Source organism: Bradyrhizobium erythrophlei, from assembly GCF_900129505.1.
Taxonomy (GTDB): Bacteria; Pseudomonadota; Alphaproteobacteria; order Rhizobiales; family Xanthobacteraceae; genus Bradyrhizobium; species Bradyrhizobium erythrophlei_D.
The window spans coordinates 1,673,939-1,688,530 of the sequence record NZ_LT670818.1 but is presented as its reverse complement, the minus strand read 5'-3'; the positions used below and the strand labels follow the sequence as shown (position 1 = coordinate 1,688,530).

At 64.4% G+C, this 14,592-nt stretch carries 14 protein-coding genes; 7 read left to right on the top strand and 7 right to left on the bottom strand.

Annotated elements, in window-relative coordinates; translation table 11 throughout:
• Nucleotides 1–65 precede the first annotated feature (65 nt).
• From B5525_RS07920 to B5525_RS07905, 4 genes are all read right to left on the bottom strand, one after another.
• Entirely contained in the window at nt 66–1,586 is a 1,521-nt protein-coding gene (locus tag B5525_RS07920) for a L,D-transpeptidase family protein (RefSeq protein WP_079565502.1), read from the bottom strand.
• A 309-nt stretch (nt 1,587–1,895) separates the two neighbouring features.
• Complete coding sequence (locus B5525_RS07915; RefSeq protein ID WP_079565501.1) at nt 1,896–2,858, bottom strand: acetyl-CoA carboxylase carboxyltransferase subunit alpha; 963 nt, start codon at nt 2,856–2,858, stop codon at nt 1,896–1,898.
• Between the two features lie 198 nt (nt 2,859–3,056).
• Nucleotides 3,057–4,013, bottom strand: coding sequence for a site-specific tyrosine recombinase XerD (gene xerD / locus B5525_RS07910; protein ID WP_079565500.1), 957 nt, complete (start codon nt 4,011–4,013; stop codon nt 3,057–3,059).
• Between the two features lie 16 nt (nt 4,014–4,029).
• Entirely contained in the window at nt 4,030–4,176 is a 147-nt protein-coding gene (locus B5525_RS07905) for a histidine kinase (RefSeq protein WP_079565499.1), read from the bottom strand.
• Nucleotides 4,177–4,328: 152 nt separating this feature from the next.
• On the opposite strand from B5525_RS07905, the gene B5525_RS07900 reads away from it, so the two are divergent.
• From B5525_RS07900 to B5525_RS07890, 3 genes are all read left to right on the top strand, one after another.
• Nucleotides 4,329–4,958, top strand: coding sequence for a shikimate kinase (locus B5525_RS07900; RefSeq protein ID WP_079565498.1), 630 nt, complete (start codon nt 4,329–4,331; stop codon nt 4,956–4,958).
• Nucleotides 4,955–6,103 carry a 3-dehydroquinate synthase gene (gene aroB, locus B5525_RS07895; RefSeq protein WP_079565497.1) on the top strand — a complete coding sequence of 383 codons (1,149 nt, stop codon included), beginning with the start codon at nt 4,955–4,957 and terminating at the stop codon, nt 6,101–6,103. Before B5525_RS07900 ends, aroB begins: the two co-directional genes overlap by 4 nt.
• An 88-nt stretch (nt 6,104–6,191) precedes the next feature.
• Nucleotides 6,192–7,499, top strand: coding sequence for an HlyC/CorC family transporter (locus B5525_RS07890; RefSeq protein WP_079565496.1), 1,308 nt, complete (start codon nt 6,192–6,194; stop codon nt 7,497–7,499).
• A gap of 338 nt (nt 7,500–7,837) precedes the next feature.
• Here B5525_RS07890 and B5525_RS07885 read toward each other — a convergent pair whose 3' ends face one another.
• Both B5525_RS07885 and B5525_RS07880 read right to left on the bottom strand, forming a co-directional pair.
• The gene (locus B5525_RS07885; protein WP_079565495.1) at nt 7,838–8,353 is read right to left on the bottom strand and encodes an AAA family ATPase; all 516 of its coding nucleotides are present in this window, start codon (nt 8,351–8,353) and stop codon (nt 7,838–7,840) included.
• Between the two features lie 24 nt (nt 8,354–8,377).
• On the bottom strand, nt 8,378–8,650 hold the full coding sequence (locus tag B5525_RS07880) for a BolA family protein (RefSeq protein WP_079573077.1): 273 nt from the start codon (nt 8,648–8,650) through the stop codon (nt 8,378–8,380).
• A 109-nt stretch (nt 8,651–8,759) separates the two neighbouring features.
• On the opposite strand from B5525_RS07880, the gene B5525_RS07875 reads away from it, so the two are divergent.
• Nucleotides 8,760–9,416, top strand: a complete 657-nt coding sequence (locus tag B5525_RS07875) for a J domain-containing protein (protein WP_079565494.1) — start codon at nt 8,760–8,762, stop codon at nt 9,414–9,416.
• A 42-nt stretch (nt 9,417–9,458) separates the two neighbouring features.
• On the opposite strand, the gene B5525_RS07870 is transcribed toward B5525_RS07875, so the two are convergent.
• Nucleotides 9,459–10,130 (bottom strand): DedA family protein, encoded by a 672-nt coding sequence (locus B5525_RS07870; RefSeq protein ID WP_079565493.1) that lies wholly within the window; start codon nt 10,128–10,130, stop codon nt 9,459–9,461.
• Nucleotides 10,131–10,438: 308 nt separating this feature from the next.
• Between B5525_RS07870 and cobS the strand changes: the two genes are divergently transcribed.
• From cobS to B5525_RS07855, 3 genes are all read left to right on the top strand, one after another.
• Complete coding sequence (cobS, locus tag B5525_RS07865) at nt 10,439–11,452, top strand: cobaltochelatase subunit CobS (protein WP_079565492.1); 1,014 nt, start codon at nt 10,439–10,441, stop codon at nt 11,450–11,452.
• 150 nt (nt 11,453–11,602) lie between these two features.
• Nucleotides 11,603–13,504 (top strand): cobaltochelatase subunit CobT, encoded by a 1,902-nt coding sequence (cobT, locus tag B5525_RS07860; RefSeq protein ID WP_079565491.1) that lies wholly within the window; start codon nt 11,603–11,605, stop codon nt 13,502–13,504.
• A 3-nt stretch (nt 13,505–13,507) separates the two neighbouring features.
• Nucleotides 13,508–14,578 (top strand): esterase-like activity of phytase family protein, encoded by a 1,071-nt coding sequence (locus tag B5525_RS07855; RefSeq protein WP_079565490.1) that lies wholly within the window; start codon nt 13,508–13,510, stop codon nt 14,576–14,578.
• Nucleotides 14,579–14,592: the final 14 nt, after the last annotated feature.

Here is a 14,592-nt window from a genome sequence, read left to right as displayed (position 1 = left end):
TGCAAACAAACTATTGCGCAACGGGGGTTTGCCAACAGCGCGGAAGCTGGCGATGCGGGAGCGCCTTACTTAAACGCCGAGAAGCGGCTGTCGAACGAATTCGACTGAACGATCGGGGCGGAGCCGGTGACGAGGCCGTTTGCTGCCGGGGCGGCCGCAGCGGCGGCCGGCGCATCAGCAACCGACGGTTTCAGCGGCGGGCGGGCGGCCGCCTGTTTGGTTTCCGCAGCCTTCGGGTCAGCAACCTTGGGTTCAGCAGCCTTGGTGTCAGCGGCCTTGGGTGCCGCAGCCGCGGTGGCTTTAGGGGTTGCGGGTTTGGCCTCGATCACCTTCGGCTTCGTCGGGATCGGCTGGGCGGTGGCGGTGGTGTCGGCGGTGGCGCCGATGCCGACCTTGCGCGCGAGGTTGCTGAAGAACCCGTCGGATTGTGATGTCGGCGCTACCGAGGCCACGCGCGTCGCCGGTGCGGGCGCCACGGGGGCCGCCGCGGGCGTCATCGAGGCCACCAAAGGTTCATCCGGCGAGGTCACGGGTCCGCGCGGCGGATTGACGGTCGCCGGGATCGTGCCGGGCGCACGAGACATGGCGAGCAGCGAAAGTCCCTGGCCATCGCCGCCTTCCGACAGCCCGGTAGAGCCATTGGGCAGCTTGGACGCGAATACCTTGTTCATGCCGCCGTCGATGCCGCTGTTCAGCCGGGCGACCGGCGTTCCCTTGGCAACGAGCTTGGCGTACTCGGCCTGCTCCTGTTCCTGTTTTTCGCGCACGGCCTGGGCGATTTCGTCGGGGATGACATAGGCCGGGCATTTGGCCGAGGCCTCGAACACGGGATCGCGCTTGGCGTCCGGCGCCTTCGTCGCGTCGAACACGTATTTCTTCTCGCAGAAATCGACCTTCGGCTCCTGCCGCGTCACCTCGAAATGATCATAGCCTTCCTTGATCATCTTCCAGAACGGCATGTTCGGATTGTTGCGGTGCTTGGCCATGTTCACCGGGGTCATCCGGAATGGATAGGCCTGAAACTGGAACGACCTCTGGCCACCGAAGAAGGATTCGCGGCCCAGCGAATAGATTTCCGCAATCTGTTCGTCGGTCATCGCGTAGCAGCCGCGCGACGAGCAGTCGCCGTGTACCATCAGTTCCGAGCCGGTGTGGCCGAGCGACTTGTCGTAGGCGTTGGGGTAGCCGGTGTTGAACGAAAGATAATAGGCCGATTGCGGGTTCATCTGCGCCGGCGAGATGGCATAGAAGCCTTCCGGCGCCTGGCGGTCGCCTTCGCGGACCTTGGGTCCGAGGTCGCCCGACCAGCGGCAGATCGGATAGGTCTTCAACAGCGCGAAGCGGCCGGAGCGGTCCTGCTTCCAGACCTCGAGCTCGGCCTCTTCCTTGAACAGCCGCACCAGGATCGGCGACTGCATATCCATGTCCTTCTCGGCCATGTCGGCGACGAGCTTAGGCGGCACCGGCTGGTTGGCCTTGGCATTGCTGGCAAGGGAAACTTCGTCGCTGTTGCAGCCGGCCAGCAACGCACCGGCCGCGAGCGCGGCGGAGGTGACGAGCACCCGTACAAGCGAGCGAGAAATCAATGCAGAGCTCCACACCCAACAGGCAATGTCCGCACCCCAATCATAGCGTCCAAGCCCTGAAGCCTTTGACTAAAATAGTACTCTTTGACCCCCCGGGTCGCAAGCCAACCCCGGCCTTGCTGCGGGTTGCCCTCAGGCATGGTCAACAGAGGTTAAATATTGGTGTCTGGGCCTAATTGGGGCCAAAACGGCGGATTCCTCAAAAAGCCGCGGCTGTTGCCTCTTTCGGCATGAATCCACCCCCCGGGGGAGGCCCGTTAGGCGCCATTTCCCGGTCCTTTCGCACAGAAGCGAGGGCCAAAACCGGTCTCAGCCCAGTTTCCGGCCGATATCGAGGAATTTTTGCCGCCGCTGCTTGCGGACCGCGTCGGGATCGAGGTTACGCAATTCGTCGAAGGCCTGTGCGATGGCCTCGCCCGTGGTCGCGATCATGGCCTGGGAGTCGCGATGGGCGCCGCCGGACGGCTCCAGCAGGATGGAATCGATCACGCCGAACCGCAGCATGTCCTGCGCCGTGATCTTCATGGAGGTGGCGGCCTCCTGGGCCTTGGTGCCGTCGCGCCACAGGATCGAGGACGCCGCTTCCGGCGAGATCACGCTGTAGATGGCGTGTTCGAACATCAGCACCCGGTTCGCCGTGGTGATGGCGATGGCCCCGCCCGACATGCCCTCGCCGGTGATGATCGCCACGTTGGGCACCCCGAGCGACAGGCAGGCATCGGTGGAGCGCGCGATCGCTTCGGCCTGGCCGCGCTCTTCGGCGCCGATGCCAGGATAGGCGCCGGCGGAATCGACGATCGACAGCACGGGAATGCCGAATCGCTCGGCCATCTCCATCAGCCGGACCGCCTTGCGGTAGCCCTCGGGCCGCGCCATGCCGAAATTATGCTTGATGCGGGATTCGGTGGTGGCGCCCTTTTCCTGGCCGATCACGCAGATGCTTTCGCCGCGGAAGCGGCCGAACCCGCCCATCAGCGCTTCGTCCTCGCCGAATTTGCGGTCGCCGGCGAGCGGCGTGAAATCGGTGATCAGCGCGCCGACAAAATCGGTGAAATGCGGGCGCTGCGGGTGGCGCGCCACCAGCGTCTTCTGCCACGGCGTCAGATTGGCGTAGAGCTCGGTCAGCGCCTCCGCCGCCTTGCCCTCGATGCGCGCGATCTCGTCCCCGATGTCGCTGCCGGTCGCGGCCAGCGCGCGCAGTTCATCGACCTTGGATTCGAGCTCGGCGACGGGCTTTTCGAAATCGAGGTAAGAGCGCATGATTTCCGGCATCAAATCAATATAGGGGCGAACGCGCCCGGGGGCGAAGCGGTTCTCCTTCGCGCGAATAAGGCGTGTATCTTCAGTTATTTAGCGCGCAATCCGGGGCAAGATCGGAATCCCCTTGCCGGTTGTGCGCCGAGGTGTCGCGGGTGTTGAGACGGCTCTTTCGGGTGAGAAGGCGCCGAAGTCAAGCCGGCAGTGGGGACGCTATTTCTCCGCCAGGGGATGGAGGTCGCGCACCAGGCTCTTCAGGCGCTCCTCCACCACATGGGTGTAGATCTGCGTGGTGGAGATGTCGGTATGCCCGAGCAGCGTCTGCACGATGCGCAGATCCGCCCCGTTATGCAGCAAATGGCTGGCAAAGGCATGGCGCAGCACGTGGGGCGAGACCAGCCGTGGCGATAGCCCGCTTGAGGCCGCGAGCTCTTTCAGGTCGCGCGAGAAATGCTGCCGGGTCAAATGGCCGCTCTCGCCGAACGAAGGAAACAGCCATTTCGAGCTTGCGGTGGTCTTCTTTTTTTCGGGCTTGGCCGCTTCCATCGCGGCGAGGTAATCGGCCATCGCCTGCCGCGACGCCTCGTTCAGCGGCACCAGCCGTTCCTTGTTGCCCTTGCCGCGCACCACGATCATGCGTGCTTCGTGGCGCGCCGCCGCGCGCGGCAGCGTCACCAGTTCCGACACCCGCAGGCCGGTGGCGTAGAGCACTTCCAAAAGGCAATAGAGCCGCATCGCGCGAAGCCGCTGCGGCGCAGTCGCTTCCGGCACTTCGGTCAGCGCTTTGGCGCGCCCGAGCAGGCGATCGACATCGGAGATCGACAGCACTTTCGGCAGGCCGCGGCCGCGCTTCGGCCCCGACAGGATCGCGGCCGGATCGTCGGCGCGAATCCGCTCGTTGAGCAGAAAGCGGTACAGGTGCCGCATCGCCGACAGCCGCCGCGCCACGGTCGTCGATTTGAAGCCGCGCGTGTCGAGGTCGGCGAGATAGTCGCGCAACGCCTGGGTTTCGGCGCCGGCAAAGTCCCGGCCGCCGCGTGCCAGAAATTCGGAAAAATCGGTCAGGTCGCGCCGGTAGGCGTCGAGCGTATTGGGACCGGCGCCCTGTTCCGCCGCGAGCATGTCGAGGAACAGGCCGGTCAGTTTGGCGTCTGAGGATTTGGAGCGCATCGGCCCACCCTAGCGCCTATTTCTTGAGGAACTTGTCCGGTGGGACGGTGACGATCATTTCCCGCGATTTCGGGGTGACGAAGTTCGCCAGCGCGAAAATCACGCCATAGACGATCCCGGCGATGACAGCGACGACCGTCAGAAAGCGGAACAGGCTGGGCATCAGCTAGCCTTGGGCGGCGAATTAACCATTGGATGGGCGCTGACTACCAACATGTTCGCCTCTTCGTTGCAAGTCTCTCTGGCAAGGGTATCGGCGGGGGTAGTATAGGTGGCGCAGAACGCCGCAATTCCTGCGGCGATTGAGCCAGTTAGATGCCCGAGACCGCCTCGCCGGCCAGCACCACCGTTACCCCGGAGGCCGAAATCATGGCCGCGCTGGGCACGCGGTCGATCGTGCTGGTGGGCATGATGGGCGCCGGCAAATCCACCATCGGTCGGCGGCTGTCGGTGCGGCTGCGGCTGCCGTTTCTGGACGCGGACAATGAAATTGAGCTGGCTCACGCCGGCATGACGATTCCCGAAATCTTCGCGGCCTATGGCGAGCCTTATTTCAGGGACGGCGAGGCGCGGGTGATCGCGCGGCTGCTCGACAGCGGTCCGGCCGTGCTCGCCACCGGCGGCGGCGCCTTCATGCGCGAGGAGACCCGCAACCGAATCCGCGACAAGGCGGTCTCGATCTGGCTCAAGGCGGATGCCGATACCATCATGAAACGGGTGAAGCGCCGTGCCGACCGTCCGCTGCTGCAGACCGCCGATCCCGCCGGCACCGTCGGGCGCCTGATTGAGGAGCGCGAGCCGGTCTATCAGCGCGCCGACATCACGATCTGGTCGCGCGACGTGCCGCATGAAAAGATCGTCGACGAATGCATCGAGGCCCTGCACACGCGGCTGTGCGGCGGCGCCACCAACGAGGCATCGAACAGCTTGAGCGCCACCCCATGACCGCGCCCCTGAAACATTCCGATTCCGTCACCGTCGATGTCGCGCTCGGCGATCGCACCTATGACATCGTGATCGGCCGCGACGTGCTGCCATCGCTGGGCGCCCGGCTCGCCGCCTTGCGGCCCGGCGTCCGTACCGCCATCGTCACCGACCGCACGGTCGCAAAGCACTGGCTCGAGAAGGCCGAAGCTTCGCTGGCGCAGGCCGGCATCGCGAGCTCGCGCATCATTGTCGAGGAGGGCGAGGGCTCGAAGACCTATGCCGGCCTGGAGAAGGTCAGCGAGGCGCTGATCGCGGCGAAGATCGAACGCAACGACCTGGTGATCGCACTCGGCGGCGGCGTGGTCGGCGATCTCGCGGGGTTTGCCGCCGCGATCCTGCGCCGCGGGGTCGATTTCGTGCAGGTGCCGACCTCGCTGCTGGCCCAGGTCGATTCCTCCGTCGGCGGCAAGACCGGCATCAATTCGCCACAGGGCAAGAATTTGCTCGGCGCGTTTCACCAGCCGGTGCTGGTGATCGCGGACACCGCCGTGCTCGACACGCTGTCGCCGCGCCAGTTCCGCGCCGGTTACGCCGAGGTCGCCAAATACGGCGTGCTCGGCGACGAAGCGTTCTTTGCCTGGCTCGAGACCAACCACGCCGATATTTTCGCCGGCGGCGCCGCCCGCGAGCACGCCATCGCCACCTCCTGCCGCGCCAAGGCCGCGATCGTGGCGCGCGACGAGCGCGAAACCGGCGAGCGCGCGCTGCTCAATCTCGGCCATACTTTCGGCCACGCGCTCGAGGCCGCGACCGGGTTTTCCGACCGGCTCTTTCATGGCGAAGGGGTCGCCGTCGGCATGGTGCTGGCGGCGGAATTGTCTGCTGAGCTCGGAATGATTCCGGCATCCGACGCCATGCGCGTCAAACATCACCTTGCCGAAGTCGGTCTGCCGACCCATTTGCAGGACATTGCGGGATTTGCCCAGGAAGGGCTTGCCGATGCCGACGCGCTGATGAGGCTGATGGCGCAGGACAAGAAGGTCAAGCGCGGTCGACTCACCTTCATCCTCTTGGAGGCGGTCGGGCGCGCCGTGACCGCTGGCGATGTCGAACCGTCGCTGGTCCGTGATTTTCTGAAGGCCAGGCTGGCGCGAAAAACCTAGAGCATGATCGGGAACACGAGTCGCGCAAGCGGAGGCTGACTTTCCCCGGAAATCATGCTCCAACGATAGATGAAATGATCGTCACATCATGGACTGGCTTGATTTCTCCATCGTGATTGCCTTTCTATTGGTCTCCGCCTTCTTCTCGGCGAGCGAGACCGCGCTGACCGGCGCCTCGCGCGCCAGCATGCTGCGGCTGTCGAAGCAGGGTAATCGCGAAGCCGGTGTCGTTTCCAGCCTGTTCAAGATGCGCGAGCGGATGATCGGCGCGCTGCTGCTCGGCAACAACATCGCCAATATCGGCGCATCGGCACTGGCGACCGGCATCTTCACGGCGTGGTTCGGCGAGGTCGGCGTGCTTTACGCAACTGGCGTGATGACGGTGCTGGTCGTGATCTTCGCCGAGGTGTTGCCGAAGACGATCGCCATCAATGCGCCGGACCGGGTGTCGCTCCTGGTTGCACGCCCGATGAAGCTGATGGTGTACCTGCTGGGGCCGCTGCTCACGGTGATAGAGGTGATCGTCCGTGTGTTGATGACGATTCTGGGCATCAAGATCGGCGCCAACCAGCCGATCCTGTCGCCGACCGAACGGTTGCGCGGCGCGGTCGATCTGCTGCATCACGAAGGCAAGGTCGAGAAGCTCGACCGCGACATGTTCGGCGGGCTTTTGGACCTGCGCGAGCTGCAGGTCTCCGACGTGATGGTCCATCGCACCGAAATGGTGATGATCAACGCCGACCTCGCGCCGGAGGACCTGGTGCGCGAGGTGCTGGCCACCGAATACACGCGAATTCCGCTGTGGCGCGACAAGCCGGAAAACATCATCGGCGTGCTGCACGCCAAGGATCTGCTGCGCGCAATCCGTGCCGCCGATGGCGATACGTCGAAAATCGACGTCTCCACTATCGCGCTGCCGCCGTGGTTCGTGCCGGAGATGCGCTCCGTCTCCGAACAGCTCAAGGCGTTCCGCCGCCGCAAGACCCACTTCGCGCTGGTGGTCGACGAATATGGCGAAGTCGAAGGCATGGTGACCCTGGAGGACATTCTGGAAGAGATCGTCGGCGACATCTCCGACGAGCACGACGTGGTGGTGGCCGGCGTGCGCGCCCAGCCCGACGGCTCGGTGGTGGTCGACGGTTCGGTGCCGATCCGCGATCTCAACCGCGCGATGGACTGGAATCTGCCCGATGAAGAGGCGACCACCATCGCAGGGCTGGTGATCCACGAGGCGCGATCGATTCCCGAACGCGGCCAGAGTTTCACCTTCCACGGTTTCCGTTTCCGTGTCCTGCGCCGCGAGCGCAACCGCATCACCGCGCTACGAATCCAGGCGGTGCCGCGCGAAGCCGAAATGGAAGAGAAAAAACCGAAGCGGGCAGGGACGTCGTTCTAAGCCGCGGGCAGCACCTGATTTTGTTCGTCAACCTGCGGCGCGCGTTGTGAGCGGCCCGCGGGAGCCGGCGGCACTCAGGGCAGAATGAGCTGGGTTGCCGCGCCGACCACCAAAAGCAGCCGGATGCACATCAGCGTGGAATAGGGATTGGCAGCGTCGCCTTGAGAATGATCTTTCATGACCGCACCAAAATGAACAGTTTGGCCGGCATAGCAGGCCGGTTTCTGCAGCCAATATGATGAGGGGTGGCGTAGGAATTCCAGACGGGGGTGCCCCTGCGTCATAAAGACGAAACAAGTGCCCGAGGCGCCGCCGAACGTGGCGGAGGCCCGGAAATCTCAGCGCAGGTAGTTTAACGCCTCCGCAGGCATAGTCTCCGGCATGCCGACCGACGTATCCAGGGTGAGCCGGGCATCGGTTCGGGCTTCATATTCCACGCGCCGTCGTTGCACGTCATTCCAGTTAATCTCGGGCATGCCGGGGATATTGCGGATCCGCGCTTCGATCCGATGGCGGTGCACGGTCTCGTCCGCGCATACGCATTCGATGATTTTCAGATCCACCCGGTATGCATCGGCAAGGCTTCGCCAGGCGGCACGGGGCGCCTCGATCGGATTGACCGCATCAACAATCACGGAAAGGCCCAGTCGCAGATTTTCGTCCGCCAGGGCTATCGCGACGTTATAGGCCGCGACCCCGGTCTGATCCCTCGCCAGTCCGCTGCGCCACATCGCCGCCTCGATCGGATCAATCGAGAAAACCGGCATCGACAAAGCGCGGGAGAGGCCTTCGGCCAGCATGCTCTTGCCGGATCCGGGAAGCCCCGCGAGTGCGATCAGCCGTTGCGCTGCCATTGGCCCCGCTATTCCACGACCGGGCTAGCCGGCTTCCCCCGGCGCCTGCGCCTTGATCGCCAGCGCATGCACGCTGCCTGCGAGTTCCCCGGCCAGCGCCGCATTAATCATGCGGTGGCGCTCGATCCGGCTCTTCCCCTGGAAGGCCGGCGACACAATATACACCCTGAAGTGCGTCTCGCCGCCTGGCGCGTGGCCGGCATGGCCCTCATGCAGATGGGATTCGTCCGCGACGTCGAGGCTTTCCGGCGTGAAAGCTTCGCGCAACTTGTTGGTGATAGCGTCTTTGGTGTTCATGAACGCGGCATTACGTCCGTAGCCGTTTTTCGTCAATGCCGATATCGAGAGAGAACTATTCGCAATGTCAAGTCTTGAAGCTTTTCGCGTTGCGTTGTCATAGTCAGCCATGGCGATTGATTCATCCAAATTCTTCGACTCCATTCGCATCAAGCCCAACAAGCTGAGTGCGAAGCAGCAGGCGCAGGCGCGCGAAGCCTCCGTCATGTGCGAATGGCCGGAATGCAAGAACAAGGGTCCGCACCGCGCGCCCAAGGGCCGGACCAACGACAAGGAGTACTGGCACTTCTGTCTCAATCACGTCCGGGAATACAACCAGTCCTATAATTTCTTCCAGGGCATGAATCCGGACGCGGTCGCGCGCTACCAGAAGGATGCGCTGACCGGCCATCGTCCGACCTGGAAGATGGGCGCCAACACCAGCTCCAAGAAGGGCAAGGGCAGCCCCGAGGCCGACCTCGAAGGTGCCGTCGATCCCTTCAGCATGTTCAGCGAGCTCAACGGCCGCGGCCGCTGGCGGCCGGGCCCCGGCGCCGGCGCCGAGGCCAAGGTCGAAACCCGAAAAATCTTCAACGCCGAACGCAAGGCGCTGCAGGTGATGGGCCTCGGCACCGATGCGACGCTCGAAACCGTGAAAGCCAAGTACAAGGCGCTGGTGAAGCAGCACCATCCCGACGCCAATGGCGGCGACCGCTCCACCGAGGACCGCCTGATCGAGATCATCAAGGCGTATAATTATCTGAAGACGGTGGTACGCGCGGGCTAGCTAACCCCGGGGATCCTGACGGCCCGGCCGGCGCGCAAAATCCTAACGAAAATCCTTTCGGACCTGCTCCGCCGTCGGCTCCATCCCGCCATGCCGGCGGCGGATCGTCCAGGTTACCAGCGCCACGATCAGCGCGCCGCCGATCACTGCCAGTATCCAGTAGTGCTTGGCGATCCCGGCATGAGGGGGCAGGCCGGCATATTCGTGCAGCGCCGATACCGCCAGCACGCCGGGCAGCACATGTGCCGGCGCCCACAGCAGGATCGCCGGGATGTTGACGGCATAGAAGCGCAACGGCGCCATGCCCAGCGCGCCCGCCGTCATCGGCACAAAGGCCCTGATCGGGGGCACGAAGCGCGCGAAGAATACCGCAAGCGTGCCCCAGCGATGAAAGAATGCCTCACTTTGGGCGATCAGGCGTGGATAGTTCGACAACGGCCACGCGTTGAGGATTTCGCGCTGGGCGCGGTGTCCGAACCAGAACGCCGATCCGTCGCCGAGCAGGGCGCCCGCGGCCGCGGCCAGTAGCACCCATCCAAGCTTTAGCTCGCCGCCGGGGATCAGCGCGCTCAGCGCCAGGATGATGGTCGAGCCTGGAACCACGGAGCCCACGACCGGAACGGCCTCCAGGAGAGCGGCCAGGAACAGCGTCAGATAGGCAAGCCAGGGATGTGCCGAGACGAACGTAATCAAGGGATCGATGAAGGAAGCCACAAAATTCCTGTTTTGACGTTGTCCAGACCAGGCGGAGACCTAACATAAGTAGCGATGGGGGCGGAAAGTGCCATCGGGGCGCGGCTTTGGGCCGCTGGTTGAAATAGTCAATGAAAGCACGGCGTGATTCGCAGGGCAGCCTTCCAAAAACCGGGGCCAGCCCCTATCTTGATGATAAAGCAACGGAACTTTCATTGGGCCGCGGGCTTCTGCCGGACCCTGCTCTCTGATAGGTTCCGACCAGCACCCATCCGCAGCCATATTCGCAATAATCTGGTTTCGGGAACGCCCGGGACCTCGGAGGATTGATGACGACCGCCGCCACGACCATAGTGCACGAATCTTCCGCTCCCGCGATCACCGGTCTTCCCGACATGAAAGTGTCGGTGCGGCAGGTCTTCGGCATCGACAGCGACCTCGAGGTGCCGGCCTATTCCGAAGTCGATCCGCATGTGCCCGATGTCGATGTGGATTACCGCTTCGACCGCGCCACCACGCTTGCCATCCTCGCCGGCTTTGCCAAGAACCGCCGTGTCATGGTCACGGGCTATCACGGTACCGGCAAGTCGACCCATATCGAGCAGGTCGCAGCCCGGCTGAACTGGCCCTGCGTGCGCGTCAATCTCGACAGCCACATCAGCCGTATCGACCTGGTGGGCAAGGACTCCATCGTGGTGCGTGACGGCAAGCAGGTCACCGAATTCCGCGACGGCATCCTGCCTTGGGCACTGCAGCACAATATCGCGTTGGTGTTCGACGAATACGACGCCGGCCGTCCCGACGTGATGTTCGTGATCCAGCGCGTGCTGGAAGTCTCCGGCCGCTTGACGCTGCTCGACCAGAACAAGGTGATCAAGCCGCATCCGGCGTTCCGCCTGTTCTCGACCGCCAACACGGTCGGCCTCGGCGATACCTCCGGGCTCTATCACGGCACCCAGCAGATCAACCAGGGCCAGATGGACCGCTGGTCGATCGTCACCACGCTGAACTATCTCGCCCATGACGAGGAAGTCGAGATCGTGCTGGCGAAAGCGCATCACTACCGCAACCAGGAAGGCCGCGACACCGTCAACAAGATGGTACGGCTCGCCGATCTCACGCGCAACGCGTTCGCCAACGGCGATCTGTCGACGGTGATGAGCCCGCGCACGGTGATCACCTGGGCGGAGAACGCCGAAATCTTCAGCGATATCGGCTTTGCGTTCCGCGTCACCTTCCTCAACAAATGCGACGAGCTGGAGCGGCCGCTGGTGGCCGAATTCTATCAGCGCTGCTTCAACGCGGAGCTGCAGGAGTCTTCGGTGAACGTGGCGATGAGCTGAGCGTCGATTCTCAAGCGTCGTCCCGGCGAAAGCCGGGACCCATACTCCGGGAATTTTCAGTAGGGCGATGGCGCCAGAGCTCGGAACGACGACGGTCGCTGGTGGTTATGGGTCCCGGCCTTCGCCGGGACGACGGGTGATGAGACCGAAATGACGACGTCGAATCAGAAATTCCGCACCGGATCAAAGGAAGCACCGACCGAGCCGTTCAAGCGCGCGGTGACCGCCTGCCTGCGCGCGATCGCGAAGAAGCCGGAACTTGAAGTGACGTTTGCGGCCGAACGGCCGGGGCTCGCGCCGGGCAAGGCGCGGCTGCCGGAGCCGGCGCGCAAGATGACCAGGCGGGATGCTGCGATCGTGCGCGGCCACGCCGATTCGATCGCGCTGAAACTCGCCTGCCACGATCCGAAAGTGCATCGCAAGCTGATGCCGGGAAATCCGCAGGCGCGCGGGGTGTTCGAGGCGGTCGAGCAGGCTCGCGTCGAGGCGCTCGGCTCGCGGCGGATGGCGGGTGTTGCCAAAAATCTCACCGCGATGCTCGACGATCATTTTCATCGCGGCAAGTTCGACGAAATCACCGACCGCGCCGACGCGCCGCTGTCGGACGCGCTGGCGATGCTGGTGCGCGAGCGCCTGACCGGGCTGGCGCCGCCCGCGGCCGCCAAGAAGATGGTCGACCTCTGGCGCCCGGTGCTGGAAGACAAGATCGGCGCGCGGCTCGACCGGCTCGATCGGCTGGCCGAGGATCAGGTGAAATTCGGCGACGCGGTGCATGATCTCCTGAGCGCGCTCGAGCTCGGCGACGACCGCAACGCCGAGGCCGACGAGGACGAGAACCAGGACGAGAACCGCGACGGCGAGAACGACCAGTCCGGCGCGGAGGGCTCGCCCGATAGCGATGCTGCGCAGGAGATGAGCGCCGACCAGGCGCAGGCTACCACCGACGAGATGTCGGAGAGCGCGATGGAAAGCGCGCAGGCCTCTACGTCAGACACGTTCGACGACGGCGAACTCGGCGACGACGAAACGCCGGGCGAGGCGACGCGGCCGAATTCGCGCGGTGCCAACGAGCACCGCGGGCCGGAATATCATGCTTTCGCGCCGAAATTCGACGAGGTGATCGCGGCCGAAGACCTTTGCGACCACGACGAACTTGAACGCCTCCGCAGCTATCTCGACAAGCAGCTCGCGCATCTACAGGGCATTGTGGCGCGGCTCGCCAACCGCCTGCAGCGCCGCCTGATGGCGCAGCAGAACCGTGCCTGGGAGTTCGATCTCGAGGAAGGCATCCTCGATCCCGCGCGGCTGTCGCGCGTGGTGACCGATCCCTATCATCCGCTGTCGTTCATGCATGAGAAGGAAGCGACCTTCCGCGACACCGTGGTGACGCTGCTGCTGGACAATTCCGGTTCGATGCGCGGCCGCCCGATCACGGTCGCCGCCACCTGCGCCGATATCCTGGCGCGGACGCTGGAGCGCTGCGGCGTCAAGGTGGAGATCCTCGGCTTCACCACGCGGGCCTGGAAGGGCGGGCAGTCGCGCGAGGCGTGGCTTGCCGCCGGCAAGCCGGCCAATCCGGGCCGCCTCAACGATCTCCGCCACATCATCTACAAATCCGCCGACGCGCCATGGCGGCGCGCGCGGAAAAATTTGGGTTTGATGATGCGCGAGGGCCTCCTGAAGGAGAACATCGACGGCGAGGCGCTGGACTGGGCGCACAAGCGGCTGCTTGGCCGCCACGAGCAGCGCAAGATACTGATGATGATTTCCGACGGCGCGCCGGTCGACGACTCCACGCTGTCGGTCAATCCCGGCAATTACCTCGAGCGCCATCTGCGCCACATCATCGAGGAGATCGAGACCCGCTCGCCGGTCGAACTGATCGCGATCGGCATCGGTCACGACGTGACGCGCTACTACCGCCGCGCGGTCACCATCGTCGACGCGGAAGAACTCGGCGGTGCCATCACCGAAAAGCTCGCCGAGCTGTTCAGCGAAACCCACGGCGCTGCGCCCGCAGCGCCCGGCCAGCGGCGCAAATTGCACTCCTGACATATGCGGACAGCCCCCAGCCGCCGCCGCTTCCTGACATCGACGGCGGCGGGGCTTTCCAGCCTGGCACTGCCCGCCATCGCGCGGGCGCAACTCGCGACGCAGCCGTCGCCGAAACCGGTCGGCGCGGACAAATATTCCGTTGCGGCGCCGGTCTCGATCGAGGTCAATGCCAGGCCGGTGGCGTCATTCGACACACGCGATCATGCGCGCGTGCGCTTCGGCAATCTCGAATATCGCAGCGGGCTGGCGCTGACCTCGGCGTTTCGCGGCTTCGGCGGGCTGTCGGGATTGCGGCTGGACGCCAAGGGCGAGCGCTTCATCTCCTTCAGCGACAAGGGCAGCTGGTTCACCGGCCGCATCGTCTATCGGGGCCGCGAGATGATCGGGCTCGACGACGTCGAGGCCGCGCCGATGCTGGGACCCGACGGTCGCCCGATCACCGCGCGGGGCTGGTTCGATTCGGAATCGATCGCGCTCGACGGCTCCTATGTCTATATCGGGCTCGAACGCGTCAACCAGGTGCTGCGCTTCGATTTCAGCAAGGGGTTTACGCGCTCGCGGGCTGAGGTGGTGACGATGCCGGCGGCGGTGAAGAAGCTGCCCTTCAACCAGGGGCTGGAGGCGCTGGTCATGGTGCCGAAGGGCATGGCGCTGGCGGGCACGCTGATCGCGCTGTCCGAGCGCGGCCTCGACGCGCAAGGCAATCTGATCGCATTCCTGGTCGGCGGGCCGTCGCCGGGGCAATTCAGCGTTCGACGCAGCAACGATTTCGACATCAGCGATGCGGTGCTGCTGCCTTCGGGCGATCTTTTGGTGCTGGAGCGGAAATTTTCCTTGCTCGAAGGCCTCGGCATCCGCATCCGCCGCATCGCGCTTGCCACGGTAACGCCTGGCGCCGTGGTCGACGGGCCCTCGGTCTTCGAGGCCGATTTCGGCCAGGAAATCGACAACATGGAAGGCATCGACGCCCACGTCACGCCGGAGGGCGACACCGTGCTGACCATGGTCTCCGACGATAATTTCTCGCTGATCCAGCGCACCTTGCTGCTGCAGTTCACGCTGCTGGAGTGATGCTGCTTGCGCGG